The organism is Phenylobacterium soli (assembly GCF_003254475.1).
Taxonomy (GTDB): Bacteria; Pseudomonadota; Alphaproteobacteria; order Caulobacterales; family Caulobacteraceae; genus Phenylobacterium; species Phenylobacterium soli.
Window position 1 is genome coordinate 1,961,646 of the sequence record NZ_QFYQ01000001.1, and the last position, 15,755, is coordinate 1,977,400.

Below are 15,755 nucleotides of genomic sequence, written 5' to 3' on the forward strand. Positions count from 1 at the left end.
GCCGCGCTTCGGATCGAGCTGGGCCGCCTTGTGAACCAAGACCTTCTCGTCGCAACGCTCCAGAAGGTCAGCAGTGGGGGCGACATTGGCCTGCCGGAGCTGATCGGCGCCGCGGGACGGCTTGCCGACAGCGGCCAGGCGGCCCAGGCGATCCAGCTCTACCGCATGTGGCTGAACGCCAACGGCGAGCATCCGCAGCGCTTCGTCGCCCAGTTCAACGGCGCGGTCCTGGCGAGCCAGACGGGCGACGTCGCGACCGCGCGCCAGCTCCTCGAGGCCGCGCTGGCGGTCAACCCCGACTTCCTGCCGGGCTACATCAATCTCGGCGGCGTCCTCGAAAAGTCGGGCGCGGCGGCCGCAGGCCTGGAACAGTGGAACGCCGTCCTCGCGCGCCTCGCGCCGATCACCGGCCAGGCGGTCCAGTACAAGCTCGCCGCCCTCAAGCAGATCGCTCGGGTGCAGGGGGAGCAGCAGAATCCGGCCGCGGCCGAGGAGGCCATGGCCGAGTCCCTCGACATCAATCCGCACCAGCGGGAGGTGATCGAGCAGTACGTCGCCGTGCGCATGGCGCAGTGCAAATGGCCGGTCGCCGCCCCGCGCGAGAGCCTGTCGCGGCGCGAGATGGTGGGGGCGATGCACCCCTTGTCCATGGCCGTCTACACCGATGACCCGCTGCTGCAGCTCGCCGCCGCGGCCCACTACGTCGAGACCTCCATCCGCGAGGAACCGGGGGAGGCGGCCGACCGGCGGCACGCGCCCGTGGACCTCAAGGGCCGCCGGCTGCGCGTCGGCTATGTCTCCTCCGACCTGCGCGACCATGCGGTGGGCTACCTCATGGCCGAGGTGTTCGCCCTGCATGACCGCGAGAAGATCGAGGTCTTCGCCTACTACTGCGGGATCCCGGATCCGACCGGCCTGCAGGCGCGCCTGAAGCCGACGATCGAGCACTGGCGGGACATCCGCGAGCTGGACGACGCGGCGGCGGCAAAGCTGATCGCCGAGGACGAGATCGACATCCTGGTCGACGTCAACGGGCACACGCGGGATTCCCGCACGGCGATCTTCGCCCGCCGTCCGGCGCCCATCCAGGTGAACTGGCTGGGTTTCCCCGGCACCATGGGTTCGCCCTACCATCACTACATCATCGGCGACGACTGGATCACGCCGCCCGGCTCGGAGGCCTACTACTCGGAAGAGGTGGTGCGGCTGCCCTGCTACCAGCCCAACGACCGCAAGCGAGTGGTCGACCCGACCCGGCCCACCCGCGCCAACGCGGGCCTGCCAGAAGACGCCTTCGTGTTCTGCTGCTTCAACGGCTCGCAGAAGATCAGCCGCTTCACCTTCGAGCGCTGGCTGAAGATCCTCAAGGCGGTTCCGGGAAGCGTGCTCTGGCTCCTGGCCAGCACGCCGGAGACGCACGAGCGTCTCTGGGCCTTCGCGGAGGCGAACGGCGTCGAACGCGCGCGCCTCGTCTTCGCGCCGAAGCTCGCCAACGCCTACCACCTGGCCCGCTATCCGCTCGCCGACCTGTTCCTCGACACCTCGCCGTACGGGGCCCACACCACGGCCTCGGACGCCCTGTGGATGGGCGTGCCGATGATCACCATCTCGGGCCGCGCCTTCGCGAGCCGGGTCTGCGGCAGCCTGGTGCGGGCCGCCGGCCTGCCCGAGCTCGTGGTCGAGAACGAGGAGGACTACATCGCCCTCGCCATGGCGCTGGCCAGCGACCGTCCGCGCCTGGCGGAGCTGCGCGCCCGCCTGCAACGGGGCCGCGACAGTTGCGACCTCTTCAATATGGAGAAGCTGGTCACCCGGCTGGAGGGCCTCTACGGCCAGATGGTCGCCGACCATCAGTCGGGGCGCCTGCCCGCGCCCGACCTGACCAACCTTGCGGCCTACATGGCCGCCGGCCTCGACATCGACCACGAGGCCGAGGACCTGATGCTGCGAGCCGACTACGCCGAGCTCTACCGCGCGGCCCTGGCGCGCCGGCACCTGGTGCGGCCGCTGCAGCCGGACGGACGCCTGTGGACCGGCGAAGCCGCCGCCAATGACGCAGCCAAGGCCCGCTCCCGGAGACCGCGCGCCTCATGAGCCAGCTTCCGCCGCCCATGACACCGGCCCAGGCCGACGCCCAGCTTGCGCAACTGCTCGGCGTCGCCGTCTTGCTGCGCCAGGAGGGCCGCGTCGGCCACGCCCTGCCGATCCTGGAGCATATCGCCACCCTGCATCCGGGCCGCACCGACCTGCGGCTGCTCCTCGTCGAAATGCTGGCCGAGACGGGCCGGAACCTCGATGCGATGGCGCAGCTGAACGCGCTCAAGGCGCGCGGCGTGACCCAGGAGCTGCTGACCGCGATCCAGGCGCAGGCCGAGGCGGGCATCCACCGCTTCAACGCCCACCTGTCGCGCAACGAGGTGGCCGAGGCCGAGCGCTATGCTGCGGCCCTGGCCGAGTTGCTGCCGCAGAACCTCGCCATGCTGCGCACCGCCATGGCCTGCAACCAGACGCTCGGCCGCGCCGAGCCGGCGCGTCGCTACGCCGAGGCCATCGTGGCGCTCGAGCCGCTGGATCGCGAGGCGCGCACGCTGGCCGCGGACCACGCCCATGCGGCGGGCGACCTCGCCTCCGAGATCGAGCATCGCTTCACCCTGGCGCTGTCGCCCGCGCCGGAGAGCCACGCCCTTCTGCGCCTGCGCGACCTGCACGACGCCGCCGGCCTGATCCTCTGCCGGCCGCTGACGCCCCGCTCCCGCCAACAGCTCGACCAACTCCTGGCCGCGGCGAGGGCGCTCGAAGTGCAGACCGAGCCCGGCGAACTCGCCGCCTGGGAGTGCCATTACCGGGTGCTGATGGATGCGCTCGACATGGATCTCGCCCTCAAGCCGCCGGCGAAGCGCCCCGCCGGCAAGGTCGAGATGATGTCGGCGTCGGGCGAGAGGCTGGACTGGAAATCCCTGAAGGCGCGCGCCGACAAGCTCGGCGCGGAGTGCGTGTTCTTCGCTGCGGCGGACGAGGCCTATGTGGACCTCTACGCCCGTTGGTATGCGCTGTCCGTGCGGCGCTATGCCGACGCGCCGTACCTGACCGTCATCCATGTGATCGGCGGCCAGGGCGCGCTCGATCGCATCGCCGCCAAGGTCGGGGTCGATGACGAGCGGCTGGTGTTCATGGCCTGCGACTTCGATCCGGCCGAAGCGACGGTGAAGATCTACGACGCACCGCCGAAGGTCTGGACCGAGAAGCCCGTGGCCCACCTGCAGTCGGTGCGCTTCCTGCGGCTGGGAGCCCTGCTCGACAGGCTGCAGCGGCCGGTGTTTGTCTCCGATATCGACCTTCTCCTGCAGCGCGGCGTGGCCGACCTGCTCGCCGCCCACGCCCACGAGGACGTGGTGCTCAACGAGAACGAGCTGACCTTCAATCCCGGCTCGCGGATCACGGCCAACCTGCTGATGGCCAATCCGACGGCGAACGCCCGCACCTTCATCGACGCGGTGGCCGGCTATCTGGAGAACCGCCTCTCAGGGGCGGAGGTGACGCGCTGGATCGACCAGGTCGCCCTGACTCTCGGCCGCCACAACCTTCAGGCCAATGCGCCGGGGGCGCGGATCGGCTACTTCGACACTCGCTCGGACATCAACAACGTCATGTACCCGAGCTACCAGGAGCATCCGTTCCGCTTCCTGTCGCTGTTCCACGGCTTCGACACTTCGAGCCTGGAGCGCGATCCGCGGGTGCTGGGCGAGGGCGCGCCGCAGCCGAGCGCCGCCTGAGGAACCCTCGCTAGGAGCCTGTCCTACGAGCCCGTCCAGGTGCGGACGCGAGCCACGTCGACGTGCACGAAATCCGACACGGGGTAGAGGCCGACGCCGCCGGCCCTCTGGGCGAGGGCGGCCTTGTGGACGTTCGAGAGCTCGACGCCCTGGACGCGGATGTCCGAGGCCTTGCCCTGCATGTGCTGGCTGTGGCTGGCCACGCCGGCGCTGCGCTCGTGGAGCATGGCGTTGGTCTTCGGCGAGCGGTAGCCGGAGATGATCTGGAAGGGCTGGCTGGTCTCGAGCTTCTGCGAGATGCCGTGCAGGGCGTCGAACAGCTTCGGGTCCATGAAGTGCTCCTCGCCATTGCGCCAGTCGCGCAGCACGCGCTGGGCCTCGGCGAGGGCGTCCGGCACATAGCCGCCCTTCTCGAAATAGACCTCGTTGAAGGTGTCGCCGGTGTGCAGGTTGTGCAGCACGAGCTTGCGCGCATCGGCCATCGCGCCGCGCAGCACGGCGGGCGCGGCCGGAAGCGTTGCGTCGGGCGCGACCAGCGGAGCGCGCTTCATGACCTCGCTCTGGAGGACGGATGGAATGGCGGCGGCCGTGGCGATAGCGCCGAAACCGAACAGAACCTGTCGCCGGGCTGCGATCATGCATCCTCCCTTGGCCGGCGTTCGTTCACGCTGGCTAGACTTGCCTGGGTTCGACAGGTGCGGTCCGAGAGCCGCGATATCAAGCGTGGCAGGGTGACGGCGCGTCAAGTTGACGCAATCGTGTCCTGTGCGAGCGCTTGGGCGACCTCCGCCATGGGAACCGTCCAGTCCCCGAGGCTCCGCTGCCGGAACAGACGGGCCGAGGGATACCAGGGGCTGTCCGCGCGCCCGAACAGCCAGCGCCAATCGGGATTGGCCGGCAGAAACACCCACACCGGCGCGCCGAGCGCTCCGGCCAGGTGGGCCAGGCTGGTGTCGACGCTGATCACGAGGTCGAGGCTGGCGACCAGCGCCGCGGTGTCGGCGAAGTCGGCGAGCTCGTCGCCCATTGCGCGCACGCCTAGCGACGCCAGCCGATCAGCCTCTTCCGGCGTGAGGTCCCGCTGCAGGCTGATCCATTCGCCTGACAGCGCGAACAGGGGCGCCAGGGCCTCGAGCGACAGGGAGCGATTGTGGTCGTTCCTGTGCCCGGGCGCGCCGCGCCAGGCGAGGCCGATGCGTCGGGCGCCTGGTCCCAGCCGATCGCGCCAGGCCGCCACGAGCTGCGGCTCTGGGGTCAGGTAGGGAATGTCGGCGGGGATCGAGGTCAGGTCCGTGCCGAACGCCAGCGGCAGGCTGAGCAGCGGACAATGGATGTCGAAGTCGGGGACCGCCTCGTCCTCGCCGATCACGGCGATCGCCGGGTCGAGGCCTTGCAGGAGCCGCTTCAGCGGCGGCTGGACGCGCAGCACGACCTTGGCCCCGCGCGCCCGGGCGAGCGGGGTATAGCGGCAGAACTGGAGGGTGTCGCCGAGGCCCTGCTCGGCATGCAGCAGCAGCGTCTTGCCGGCGATGTCGCCGTCACCGAGCCAGGCCGGCCGGTCGGCGAACGCCGAGCCGGCGGGCTCGCGCGTGCGCTTGCGGGCCTCGTAGAGCGCGAAGCCGTCGACGAGGCGGCCGAGCTGGAGGAGGAGCAGGCTCTTGTTCCAGAGCACGGTGGGGTCGCCCGGCGCCAGGGCCTCGGCGCGCTCGAAGCTCGTCAGCGCCTCCTCTCGGCGGTCCAGCAAGGCGAGCGCGGCCGCCCTGTTGAGGAGCGGCTGAGGGTCCGCCGGCGCGAGCTCGGCGGCGCGGGCGTAGGCCGGCAGGGCTTCGCCGGGCCGGTTCAAAAGGACGAGAGCGTTGCCGCGGTTGTTGTGGACCTGAGCCAGCCCCGGTTCGAGGGCGATGACGCGATCATAGGCGGCCAGGGCCTCGCGGGCGCGGCGAAGCGCGGCCAGGGCGTTCCCCCGTTCGTTGAGCAGGGCTGCGTCGTCCGGCGCCAGGGCGAGTGCGCGGTCGATCGCGGGCAGGGCCTCTGCGGCGCGGCCGAGGTCCATCAGGACGCTGCCGAGCAGGCCGTGGGCGGCCGCCTCTTCCGGCAGGCGCTCGACCAGGCCGCGGGCGGCTTCCAGCGCCTCGGGGCCGCGGCCAAGGTCGCGGAGGATCTCGGCGCGCTTGGTCAAGGCGTCGAGGAAGTCCGGCTGGAGCGCGAGGGCCCGGTCGCAGGCCGCCAGGGCCGCCTCCAGTTCGCCGAGCTGGCGCAGGCCGCCGGCCAGGTTGCTGTGGGTCGGCGCGTGCCCGGGCTGGATCGCCGCCGCCTTGCGGATCAGCTGCACGCCACGCTCCGCGCGCCCGGTCTGCAGCGCCACCACGCCGGAAAGATGCAGGGCGTCGGCATGGCCAGGCCGCGTGAGCAGGATGCGCTTGTAGAGCTTGTCCGCGGCGTCCAGGTCGCCCTGGCGGTGGAGCGTCATGGCCCGTTCCAGCGTCTCGGCGATCTTGGCGGGCGTCATGAGCGGGCGAGAGGGCTTTCGGCCAAGGTGCGGGCGAGGGCGCGGGAGACCTCGTCGATCACCGGATCCCAGGCCCCGGCGGCAGGCTGGCGGAACAGGCGGGCGCTCGGATACCACCCGGTCGTCTCGCCGGCGGCCGTCCACCGCCAGTCGGGCGGAAAGGGCAGCAGGATCCACACCGGCTTGCCAAGGGCGCCTGCAAGGTGCGCCACGCTGGTGTCGACCGAAATGACCAGGTCGAGGCGGTCGATCAGGGCCGCGGTGTCGGCGAAGTCGCCGAGTTCGCCCGCGAAATGGCGCAGGTTCGGCAGGGCCGCGAGGCGCTCGGCGTCGCCGGGCCGGAACTCCTTCTGCAGGCAGACCCAGTCCGCGTCGGCCGCGAGCAGGGTCGTCAGCTGCTCCAGCCTCAGGGATCGGTTGTGGTCGTTCTTGTGGACGGTGCTGCCGCTCCAGACGAGGCCGATGCGTGGGCGCTTGCGGGCGCCGAGCCGCGCCTCCCATGAGCTCGCCAGGGCAGGATCCGCGACGAGATAGGACGGCGCCGCCAGCTCGCCGGGGCCGGTCAGCTCCATGGCGAGCGGGAGGCTCACGAGGGCGCACCGGTAGTCGGCCGCCACGCTCTCGTCCGGGCCGAGGATGCGGACTGCCGGCTCGAGCTGCCGGAGCAGGCGTTGCAGCGGCGCCTGTACCGAAAGGCTGACCTCGGCGCCCCGCTCGGCGAGCTTCATCGCGTGTCGGCAGAACTGGATCGTGTCGCCCAAACCCTGTTCCCAGCGGACCAGGATCCGCTTGCCGGCGATCGGCTCGGCGCCCGTCCAGTCAGGCTCCGGCCCCTGGTTCACCGCGATCGGATCGTCCTTGCGCTTGCGCCACTCGTAGAGCTCGAAGCCTTCGCGCCAGCGTCCGAGCATCAGCAGGACGAGGCCGCGGTTCCACTGGGCGGAGCCGCCCTGGCCGTCGAGCGCCACCGCGGCGTCATAGCTCGCGAGGGACGCCTCGAACCGGCCGAGCGCCAGCAGGGCGTTGCCCCGGTTGATGTGCGCCATGGCGTAGTCGGGCTGGAGCGCGATGGCGCGATCGAACTCGCCCAGGGCTTCCTCGACGCGATTGAGGGCGAGGAGGACGAAGCCGCGGTTGTTGTGAGCCTCGGCGTGGGCCTCGTCGATCGCCAGGGCGGCGTCGTAGCTCGCCAAGGCCTCGGGCCAGCGCTTCAGTTCGAAGAGGGCCGTGCCGCGGTTGCTGAGCGCGTCGACGAAGCCGGGCTCGATGGTGAGCGCCCGCTCGAAGCTGGCCAGCGCTTCCTGCGGCCTCTTGAGGTCGGCGAGCGCCAGGCCGCGATGGTGCAGCGCCTCGGCGAAATCCGGCCGCGCCGCCAGCGCCGCCTCGCAAGCCGCCAGGGCCTCCGCGGGACGCTTCAGGTCACGCAGGGCCGCAGCGCGGTTGGCCAGCACCTCGGCGAGTCCGGGCCGCAGGGCGAGGGCGCGGTCGAAGGCGGCGAGGGCTTCTTCAGGACGCTTCAAGGCGCGCAGGGCTGCGCCGCGGTCGTTGAGGGTCTCCGCCGTCTCAGGCGCGAGAGCCAGGACGCCGTCGAGGGCGGAGAGGGCCTCGCCGGAACGGCCCAGCTTCAGCAGGGCGGAGGCGCGGTTGCGCTGCGCCTCCAGGTGGTCGGGTTGCAGGGCGAGGGCGCGCTCCAAGCTCGCCAGGGCCTCGGCGGGACGGCCGAGCGCCGCCAGGGCGGCGCCGCGCGCATTGTGGGCCGGGGCGAAGTCGGCGCGCAGCGCCAACGCCTGGTCGAGGCTCACGAGCCCTTCGGCGGGGCGGCCGAGGTCCACCAGGGCCGCGCCGCGGTTGCTGTGGGCTTCGACGTACCCGGGATCGAGGCGCAGCGCCTCATCGTAGGCCTCAAGGGCTTCGGCACGTCGGCCAAGGTCGGCCAGGGCGTTGCCTCGGCTGTTGTGAGTGGCGGCCGCATCCGACTGCAAGGCGAGCGCGCGATCGAGGGCGGCCAAGGCCTCGGACGATCGCCCGAGCTGCATCAGGCCCATGGCCAGATTGGCGTGAGCTGCGGCGACCTCGGGCTTGGCGCGGACGGCCTGGGCGATCCGCGCGACGCCGGCTTCGGTGCGGCCCGTCTGGAGGAGAAGGACGCCCGACAGGTGCAGGGCGTCGAACTGCTCCGGCGCGTCGACGAGGATCGCGGCATAGGCCTGTTCGGCGCGGGCGAAATCGCACTGCTGATGGAAGCCGACCGCCTCCTGCAGCCGCCCCCGCAGGCCCTCCGCCTCGTGTCCGTCCGCGCCCATGTCCCCCGCCGCGCCGTGAAGCGACTCCGACGGTCAGACTAGCACCTGGGAAATGTCGGAGACGACGGCGAAAGCGCCGTCAGATGCGCAGCAGGATGCGGCCGAGGAACCACCAGAACGAGCCGGCGAGCATCATCGCGCCGAGCAGCGTGGCAAGCCGCGTCAGGTTCAGTCGCCGGCCGTCCGGCTCGTCGTCCAGCCCATCGTGGGGCCGGTAAAGGTCGAAATGAGTCATGGCGTTAGGCCCTGTTCATCGTCGCAGCGCACCCGGCCCGTCCCCGCTGCGCTGCAAGCCCGAGATATGTGCGCTGCAGCAGAGCCTCAATGCGGGTGGGTACTCAGTCTGGGTGCGCGGCCCGAGCCGAGACGGTTTGTGTTACTCATCATGGGGGAAACCGCCGTTTTGCCGCCGCGGCGGCGATCGGGCGCAATGCGAGGAAGCGGGATCGCGCGCCCAGATCCAGATCAACGACGGTTCTGAAACGCTGGCGCGTGTAAGGACCACCACGGAAGTCGATTCCGCCGGCGTCCATCCAAGGAGTTCACGAGTGACCGCCACGGCTCAAGCCGCACGCAACCGCGCGCCAGCGCGCCGGATCAATCCGCGTCTGCTGCGCGATCTGCACCTCTATCTGGCGGTCCTGTTCGCGCCGGCCATCATCTTCTTCGCGGTCACCGGGGCGGTGCAGGTGCTCGGCCTCCACGAGGCGAGCCGGGACGGCGGCGGCTACAAGCCCGCGCCGCTCGTCGAGAAGCTCGCCCAGGTGCACATCCACCAGCGCTTCGCCGAGCCGCCGCGGCGCAACGCTGCGCGACCGGCGGCTGGGCCGGGCGCGCCGGGTGCGCCGACTGCAACCGCCGCGCCCCAGGCGCAGCCTGCGGCCCAGGCGGCCCGCCGCGGGCCCAGCCTCGGCACGCGGCTCGTGAAGTGGTTCTTCGCCGCCAGCGCGGTGGGCCTCACCCTGTCCGGGCTGCTGGGCGTCTGGATCGCGGTGACCCAGTCGCGTCAGCGCAAGCTCGCCTGGGCTCTGCTGGCCATCGGCGCGGTCATCCCCCTGGCCTTCCTGGCGTTCTGAAAGCGAGGACCTGGGCCTCAGCCGCCGGCCTTGGCCTTGGCCTTGGCGAGCAGGGCCAGGGCCTCGGCCTTGCGGCCCTGGTCGGCGACCTCGCGGCCGGGGCGCGGGGGCGCCGCGAGCGCCTTCTGCAGCGCCTTCTCGGCGCCGGCGTAGTCGCCCTGGCGCAGCAGCATGTCGCCGAGGAAGTAGTTGGGGTCGAGCCCGTTCGGGTTCACCGCCAGCGCCTTGTGCAGATAGGCGCCGGCCTTGGCCTTGTCGCCGAAGCCGATCGGGAAGCCGGGCACCTGGTAATAGAGCGAGCCCAGGCTGGTGTAGACCGAGCCGTCGCCAAGCGCGTTCGGGTTGAGCTTCTCAGCCTGTTCGAGCGTGGCCTTGGCCGACTTGACCAGCCCCAGCGCGCCCATGCCGCCCTTCGCGCCCGCCTCGGTCGAGAGCGCGATGGCTTTCCAGACGAGGGGTTCGGCGCGGCCGGGGAACTGTCGCGCGACCGCGTCGGCCTCTTGGGCGAGGGCGTCAGCCTGGGCGGCGCGGGCGCTCTGCGGGACCTGGTAGTTCAGGTGGTCCCAGGTCCGGGCCAGCCCGCCGACCTTGGCGTCCAGGGCGGGGTTGTCGCTCGCCGCGGCCGCGCCGCAGGCGAGGAAGGCGGCCGCCGCGGCGGCCAGCATCAGGTACTTTCGCATTTCGATACAGATCCTTGGAATATCAGGCGAAAAGCTTGGCGACTTCGCGGTCGCCCGCGGCCAGGGCGCGGTCCACGAGACCAGGCGCCAGGGCGTTCAGACGGACGAAGACGGCTTCTGGGAAGCCCAGGTAGACGTCGCCCCGTCGGCCGGCGATGGACTCGACGATGCGGCCGGCGATCTTGTCCGGATCGTCCATGGCCATCTTCGTGCGGGCCGCGAACTCCAGCACCTTGGGGCTGTTGAAGCCGGTCTTGACGGCGCGGGGCGCGATGTAGGTCACGTCGATCCCGCTGCCGGCCACCTCGCGGCGGAGCGCCTGGCTGAAGCCGCGCAGGCCCGCCTTGGAGCTCGAGTAGGTGGCGAAGTGGGCGAAGTTGATGGAGCCGAAGATCGAGCCGACATTGACGATCTGGCCCGAGCCGCGCGCCCGCATCCCCGGCAGCACCGCCTGGGTGAGCCGAACCGGCGCCACCAGGTTGACCATGTAGGTGGTCTGCAGATGCGCCGGGGTCTGGCTCTCGACCGGCCCGAAGTGCTGCACCCCGGCGAGGTTCACGAGGATGTCGACCGGGCGGTCGTCGAGCTGCAGGGCGGCCTCCTCCAACCCTTCGGCCGAGGCGAGATCGCAGCGCAGAAAATCGACCGGCAGGTTGCGCGGCGGCTGGCGGTCCATGACCGTGACCTTCGCGCCCTCGGCGTCGAGCAGCAGGGCGATGCGCGAGCCCAGTTCGCCGGAGCCGCCGGTGATCAGGACGCGCTTGCTCTCAAGAGACATGTTTTCGGGCGACCTGTTCTTAGGCGAGCTGCTCTTAGGCGACATGGGCGATGCTCCGTTCGTGCGGGATGGCGCGGAACATGTCCGCGAACAGCCGGAAGACGTTCCTCGCGACCTCGATGACCGCCGCCTGGTCGGCCGCGTCGTCCACCTGGCCCATGAGCTCGGCGAAGAAGGCCATGTGCTGCTGGTCGAGCGATCCGTGTGAGGTGAGATAGGAGAAACATTCCGGGCCGAGGCCCAGGGACTCCGCGACCGCCGAGGCGCCGCTCGTGGCCAGGGCGATGCTCGTCCCCTCGAGCACGAAGATCATCCCGAAGAGCCCCATCGGGTTCACATGGCTCACATAGTCGTAGGCGTAGGCGACCATGGCTGCGGTCTGCGGCGCCGGCCCGGAGGCGCGCACCGCCTCGGCGTCGCCGCCGGCGTTGGCGATGTCGCGCAGGATCCACTGCTCGTGGCCGGTCTCCTCCTCGACGTACTCGAGGAGGGCGTCCCGGAAACGGGCCCGGCTGTCGTCCATCTCGCGCGCGGCGAGCCGGAGCAGAGGCACGGTGTGGCTCACGTGGTGATAGGCCTGCGCGAGATAGAGCACGTAGGTCTCGCGGGAGATCTTGCCCTGCAGCCCGTCCAGGATCTGAGGCACGGTGAACAGCAGGTTTCGTTCGGCGGCGGTCTCGCGCGCCAGGACTTCGAAGAACGACATGGGTGGGATCAGCTCTCGGCTTCGATGAAATCGCGGTGGGTCTCGCGCAGAGTCGCGCGTCTCGGCCGCCCGTTGGCGGTCACCTCGTCGGCCAGGGGGTCGAGCGGCGGCCGCAGCCGCCACCGCCCGATCCGGGCGTAGGAGGGTAGGGCGGCGTTGGCGCGGGCCACGGCCGCCTCGAGGTCGTCGGGCGTCACCGCCGGCGTCGAGGGCACGAGGAGGGCGCAGAGCTCGGGCGCGCCGTCGCCGAAGACGATGGACTGGGCGATCTCCGGCTGGGCGAGCAGCTCGCTCTCCACCCACTCGGGCGAGACGTTGCGCCCGAAGGAGGTGATCAGCACGTTTGACTTGCGGCCGACCACGGAGACGTAGCCGTCCGCGTCCATCGTGCAGAGATCGCCGGTGTGAACCGGCCCGTCCTGCCGCGGACCGCCCACATAGCCCAGGAAGGGCCGCGGTCCAGCGACCAGCTCTCCGTCGGCCTCGAGGCGGACCTCGAGGTGCGGCAGGACGCGGCCGGCCGTGCCCGTCCGATCGGCCCAGGGGGTATTGAGGGCGACGACCGAACCGCACTCGCTCAGGCCGTAACCCTCGTAGGCGGGAACGCCCACGGCGCGGGCCCCGGCGATGAGCTTGGAAGAGACCCTCGCGCCGCCCACCGCCACGAGGCGCAGGTTCGGCAGGCGCCGCCCGCTGAAGCCGAGCCAGAGCACGAGGCCGCGCAGTAGCTCGGGAACGAGGATCAGGCTGGTGACGCCGTCACGCTCCACGACGTCGATCAGGCGGCCGATGTCGGGCCGTTGGCCGGGGGCGAAGCCGATCTCGGCGAGCGGCAGGGCCTGGTAGCAGCCGCCCGCCAGCAGCACGGGGTAGAGGCCGGCGACGTTCTCCAGCAGGACCCCGAGTGGCAGGACCGCCATGTGCCGATCCGCGAAGGGCGCGCCGATGACCTCGACGATCGAGGCCGCGACGGCTTCGAGCTGGGCCTGGGACAGGCAGACGCCCTTGGGCCGGCCGGTCGAGCCCGAGGTGTAGGTGATCTTCGCGGTCCCGGCGTGCAGCGGCCGTGGGAGTAGGCCCAGCCGCCGCGCCGCGACCGGCGCGCCGGCGATCTCCGCCGCGGGGTCGAGGGCGCCGGCCGGAGGCCGGAGGATGGCGCAGGCGCCGGCGTCGCGCAGCGCGTGCTGGACCTGGTCCGGCGTGAAGAACGGCGGCAGCGGCAGGCTGGGGCGCCCCAGCCGGATCAGAGCCAGGTCGAGGACCACCCAGGCCGGACCGTTGTCGAGGGCGATGGCCACAGGCGCGCCAGGCGCGGCGTCGGAGAGGCGCTCCTCCAGCCACTCGGCGGTGCGTCGCACCTTGCGCTCAAGCTGGGCGTAGGTGATCGCCCGGCCTTCGCCGACCAGGGCTGTCGCGTGCGGCCGTTCCGCCGCATGGCGGGCGAGGGCCTCAAGGACCTTGCTCATGGCGTCACCGCCCGGACGTCTGCGGCCGCCGCCCTGCGCAGGGCCAAACGGCCCAGCGTCGGGGGCGAGCCGATCGCGCCGGCGAACACCTGGGGCGCGGCTTGGTAGTAGTCGCCCCAAGAGCGCGCCGTCTCGCCGAGGCGAGCGGGATCCGCGGCCGCGATGGGGCGCAGGCCGAAGCCGGCCCGGTCGAGCAGACGGGCGAGGTCGGGTCGCAGGGTGGCCACCGCGAACCGCCGCCCGCAGGGGCCGCCAAGCCAGCTCGCCAGGGCGCTCAGCAGGTCGAGGGTCGCCGGCGCGCTCACCGACGCGAGGGAGCCGATCTCGACGATCGCCGTGCGCGGGGCGCCCACGGCCTGCTCGATGACCGCGTCGAGATAGCTTTCCAGGAAAAGCGGTCCGGCCTCGGCGAAGCGCACGCCGGCCGCCGCCCGGGGCGCGCCGTCCGCGCCGTTCACGGCCACGAGGATGGGGTAGTGCGCTGCGAGGCGGGCGCCGAACGCCTGCCGATAGCGGGCCTCGATGAACCGCTCCAGGCCCGCCCGACCTGGGCGATCGCCGTTGAGAATGTCGAGTCGGCCGAAGCGCCAGGGTGGCGTCTCATCCGTCAGATCGTCCAGGGATAGGGGCTCGCCCAATCGGACCTCCACGTCACATCGTCCCCCCGATGCGCTGACGACGCGGCCTTGGCGGCTCCTCAAAAATTTCGGCGGATGCGGGAAGGTCCGTAGTTGCGGAGCGGCGCGGTTCTGCGGACATTCGCCTTCACGTTTTCCGGGGACCGCGCGCAACCGCCATGGCCGATCCGCAGGCGCTGATCGACGCCTACATGCGCAAGCGCGCCGACCTCGTCCGGTTCTTCGCCAAGCGGACCGGATCGGTCCCGACGGGCGAGGACATCGTTCAGGACCTCTATCTGAAGATCACCTCGGGCCCGGCGCCCGACGACCTCCGCAGCCCGGAGGCGTACCTCTACCGGATCGGCTCGAACCTGATGCTCGACCGCATGAAGTCGGCGCGCCGCCAGGCCGCGCGCGATGCGGGCTATGGTCGCACGATGGCCGGAGACGGGCCGGAGGGCGTCGCCGAGGAGCCGCCGGCCGACGACGCGGTGGCCGCTCGCCAGAGGCTCGCACAACTTGTGAAGGCGCTGGACGATCTTCCCAAGCCGGTGGCAACCGCCTTCCGGCGCCACAAGTTCGATGGGCTCACCCACGGCGAGGTGGCGGCCGAGATGGGCGTCTCACGGAGCGCCGTCGAGAAGTACATCATGACAGCGCTCAAGCACCTGATGGGCAAGGTGGGCGCATGACTCTGCGATTCATTTGCGGGTTTGCCTGCTCGGCGTCGTCACGGTCTGAGGAGCAACAGTTTTCGGCATGACCCGCACGTCAGACCTCGGCGCCGTCAGCCCCGCCGCCCGCGAACGGGCGGTGGAGTGGCACGTGCGTCTGCAGTCCGACGCCGCGGAGGAGGCCGACTGGCAGGCCTTCGAGGCCTGGTTGGACGAGAGCTCCGAGCACGCCGCGGCCTACGCCGAGGTCGATGCCCTGTGGAGCGAACTGGACGACGCGCCGGCCCAGCCGGCCGAGATCGTCACCCTCAAGCCCCGCGTGGCCGCGCGCCGTGGACCGCCGCGCTGGGCCTGGCCGGCGGCCATCGCCGCCTCCCTGGCCATCGCCGCCGGCGTGGCGCTGAACGTCGGCGACTTCGGCGGACCGGCGCCGGTCACCTACGAGACGGCGAAGGGCGCCACCCGGGAGATCACGCTCGCGGACGGCACGCACGTGAGGCTGAACAGCGGCTCGAAGATCTCCGTCGCCCTCGGCCGGCATGAGCGCCGGGTCGAAATGGCCGACGCGGAGGCCGCCTTTGACGTGACCCACGATCCCTCGCGACCGTTCATCATCGCGGCTGGCGATCGCCGCATTCGCGTGGTCGGGACGGAGTTCGACGTCCTGAGGCACGGCGGCCAGGTGAGCGTCAGCGTCCGTCGCGGCGTGGTCGAGGTGCGCGCCGCCCAGGCGGACGCCGCCGGTCCGCCCATCGCGCGGCTGACCCGCGGCCAGCGGCTGGAGCACACGGAAGGCGCGGCGGGCGACCGCGTCGGCGCCGTCGATCCCGACAAGGCCTTCGCCTGGACCCAGGGCCGGCTGGTCTACGAAGACGCCCGGCTGGAGGACGTGGCGGCTGACCTCAACCGCTATGTGGCCGCGCCGATCGTCGTCGCCCCCGAGGCGCGCAACCTGCGGCTCAGCGCTGTGATCGACCTCGACACCGAAGACGCCATGGTCCGACGTCTGGCCGGCTTCCTGCCGGTGAGCGCGGTTCGTGACGGCGATGTCTATCGGATAGGCTTGCGTCCGACTCAGCCCTGAGGGCGGTGAGCGAGGGAGGCGAGTCTGGGCGTATCGAAACGGCGGCGGCGCGCCTGGACGGCGGCCGCATCGGCGGGCCTGCTGGT

14 protein-coding genes are annotated in these 15,755 nt (G+C 71.4%); 5 read left to right on the plus strand and 9 right to left on the minus strand.

Annotation, left to right across the window (positions count from 1 at the left end):
• Positions 1–30: 30 nt before the first annotated feature.
• The gene (locus DJ017_RS09775; RefSeq protein WP_111528543.1) at positions 31–2,094 is read left to right on the plus strand and encodes an O-linked N-acetylglucosamine transferase, SPINDLY family protein; all 2,064 of its coding nucleotides are present in this window, start codon (positions 31–33) and stop codon (positions 2,092–2,094) included.
• The gene (locus tag DJ017_RS09780; protein WP_111528544.1) at positions 2,091–3,773 is read left to right on the plus strand and encodes a tetratricopeptide repeat protein; all 1,683 of its coding nucleotides are present in this window, start codon (positions 2,091–2,093) and stop codon (positions 3,771–3,773) included. The genes DJ017_RS09775 and DJ017_RS09780 overlap by 4 nt, the downstream gene beginning before the upstream one ends.
• Positions 3,774–3,796: 23 nt before the next feature.
• Here DJ017_RS09780 and DJ017_RS09785 read toward each other — a convergent pair whose 3' ends face one another.
• The 4 genes from DJ017_RS09785 to DJ017_RS20330 form a co-directional block, all read right to left on the minus strand.
• On the minus strand, positions 3,797–4,411 hold the full coding sequence (locus DJ017_RS09785; protein ID WP_111528545.1) for a DUF882 domain-containing protein: 615 nt from the start codon (positions 4,409–4,411) through the stop codon (positions 3,797–3,799).
• A gap of 104 nt (positions 4,412–4,515) precedes the next feature.
• Positions 4,516–6,282: a tetratricopeptide repeat protein gene (locus DJ017_RS09790; RefSeq protein ID WP_111528546.1), complete on the minus strand. Its 1,767-nt coding sequence runs from the start codon at positions 6,280–6,282 to the stop codon at positions 4,516–4,518.
• Positions 6,279–8,585 carry a tetratricopeptide repeat protein gene (locus tag DJ017_RS09795; RefSeq protein WP_111528547.1) on the minus strand — a complete coding sequence of 769 codons (2,307 nt, stop codon included), beginning with the start codon at positions 8,583–8,585 and terminating at the stop codon, positions 6,279–6,281. Before DJ017_RS09795 ends, DJ017_RS09790 begins: the two co-directional genes overlap by 4 nt.
• A 79-nt stretch (positions 8,586–8,664) precedes the next feature.
• Positions 8,665–8,820, minus strand: a complete 156-nt coding sequence (locus DJ017_RS20330; protein WP_165830587.1) for a hypothetical protein — start codon at positions 8,818–8,820, stop codon at positions 8,665–8,667.
• Between the two features lie 313 nt (positions 8,821–9,133).
• Between DJ017_RS20330 and DJ017_RS09800 the strand changes: the two genes are divergently transcribed.
• Entirely contained in the window at positions 9,134–9,661 is a 528-nt protein-coding gene (locus DJ017_RS09800; protein ID WP_111528548.1) for a hypothetical protein, read from the plus strand.
• Between the two features lie 17 nt (positions 9,662–9,678).
• On the opposite strand, the gene DJ017_RS09805 is transcribed toward DJ017_RS09800, so the two are convergent.
• From DJ017_RS09805 to DJ017_RS09825, 5 genes are read right to left on the minus strand one after another with little or no spacing between them, the layout of a single operon-like run.
• Positions 9,679–10,341 carry a tetratricopeptide repeat protein gene (locus DJ017_RS09805; protein WP_111528549.1) on the minus strand — a complete coding sequence of 221 codons (663 nt, stop codon included), beginning with the start codon at positions 10,339–10,341 and terminating at the stop codon, positions 9,679–9,681.
• Between the two features lie 22 nt (positions 10,342–10,363).
• Positions 10,364–11,119 carry an SDR family NAD(P)-dependent oxidoreductase gene (locus DJ017_RS09810; RefSeq protein ID WP_111528550.1) on the minus strand — a complete coding sequence of 252 codons (756 nt, stop codon included), beginning with the start codon at positions 11,117–11,119 and terminating at the stop codon, positions 10,364–10,366.
• A gap of 34 nt (positions 11,120–11,153) precedes the next feature.
• Entirely contained in the window at positions 11,154–11,825 is a 672-nt protein-coding gene (locus DJ017_RS09815) for a TenA family transcriptional regulator (RefSeq protein WP_111528551.1), read from the minus strand.
• 8 nt (positions 11,826–11,833) lie between these two features.
• Positions 11,834–13,291 (minus strand): AMP-binding protein, encoded by a 1,458-nt coding sequence (locus tag DJ017_RS09820; RefSeq protein ID WP_111528552.1) that lies wholly within the window; start codon positions 13,289–13,291, stop codon positions 11,834–11,836.
• Positions 13,288–13,929, minus strand: a complete 642-nt coding sequence (locus DJ017_RS09825) for a thermostable hemolysin (protein ID WP_165830588.1) — start codon at positions 13,927–13,929, stop codon at positions 13,288–13,290. Before DJ017_RS09825 ends, DJ017_RS09820 begins: the two co-directional genes overlap by 4 nt.
• A gap of 158 nt (positions 13,930–14,087) precedes the next feature.
• Between DJ017_RS09825 and DJ017_RS09830 the strand changes: the two genes are divergently transcribed.
• Together DJ017_RS09830 and DJ017_RS09840 are read left to right on the plus strand one after the other, a co-directional pair.
• Positions 14,088–14,603, plus strand: a complete 516-nt coding sequence (locus DJ017_RS09830; RefSeq protein ID WP_111528554.1) for an RNA polymerase sigma factor — start codon at positions 14,088–14,090, stop codon at positions 14,601–14,603.
• A 67-nt stretch (positions 14,604–14,670) separates the two neighbouring features.
• Entirely contained in the window at positions 14,671–15,669 is a 999-nt protein-coding gene (locus DJ017_RS09840) for a FecR family protein (RefSeq protein WP_111528555.1), read from the plus strand.
• Positions 15,670–15,755 lie beyond the last annotated feature (86 nt).

Bases quoted from the DNA above. Each gene is read 5' to 3' on its own strand.
- DJ017_RS09815 (WP_111528551.1), bottom strand. From the start codon at position 11,825: ATGTCGTTCTTCGAAGTCCTGGCGCGCGAGACCGCCGCCGAACGAAAC.
- DJ017_RS20330 (WP_165830587.1), bottom strand. From the start codon at position 8,820: ATGACTCATTTCGACCTTTACCGGCCCCACGATGGGCTGGACGACGAG.
- DJ017_RS09820 (WP_111528552.1), bottom strand. From the start codon at position 13,291: ATGAGCAAGGTCCTTGAGGCCCTCGCCCGCCATGCGGCGGAACGGCCG.
- DJ017_RS09790 (WP_111528546.1), bottom strand. From the start codon at position 6,282: ATGACGCCCGCCAAGATCGCCGAGACGCTGGAACGGGCCATGACGCTC.
- DJ017_RS09780 (WP_111528544.1), top strand. From the start codon at position 2,091: ATGAGCCAGCTTCCGCCGCCCATGACACCGGCCCAGGCCGACGCCCAG.
- DJ017_RS09785 (WP_111528545.1), bottom strand. From the start codon at position 4,411: ATGATCGCAGCCCGGCGACAGGTTCTGTTCGGTTTCGGCGCTATCGCC.
- DJ017_RS09830 (WP_111528554.1), top strand. From the start codon at position 14,088: ATGGCCGATCCGCAGGCGCTGATCGACGCCTACATGCGCAAGCGCGCC.
- DJ017_RS09840 (WP_111528555.1), top strand. From the start codon at position 14,671: ATGACCCGCACGTCAGACCTCGGCGCCGTCAGCCCCGCCGCCCGCGAA.
- DJ017_RS09805 (WP_111528549.1), bottom strand. From the start codon at position 10,341: ATGCGAAAGTACCTGATGCTGGCCGCCGCGGCGGCCGCCTTCCTCGCC.
- DJ017_RS09810 (WP_111528550.1), bottom strand. From the start codon at position 11,119: ATGTCTCTTGAGAGCAAGCGCGTCCTGATCACCGGCGGCTCCGGCGAA.
- DJ017_RS09795 (WP_111528547.1), bottom strand. From the start codon at position 8,585: ATGGGCGCGGACGGACACGAGGCGGAGGGCCTGCGGGGGCGGCTGCAG.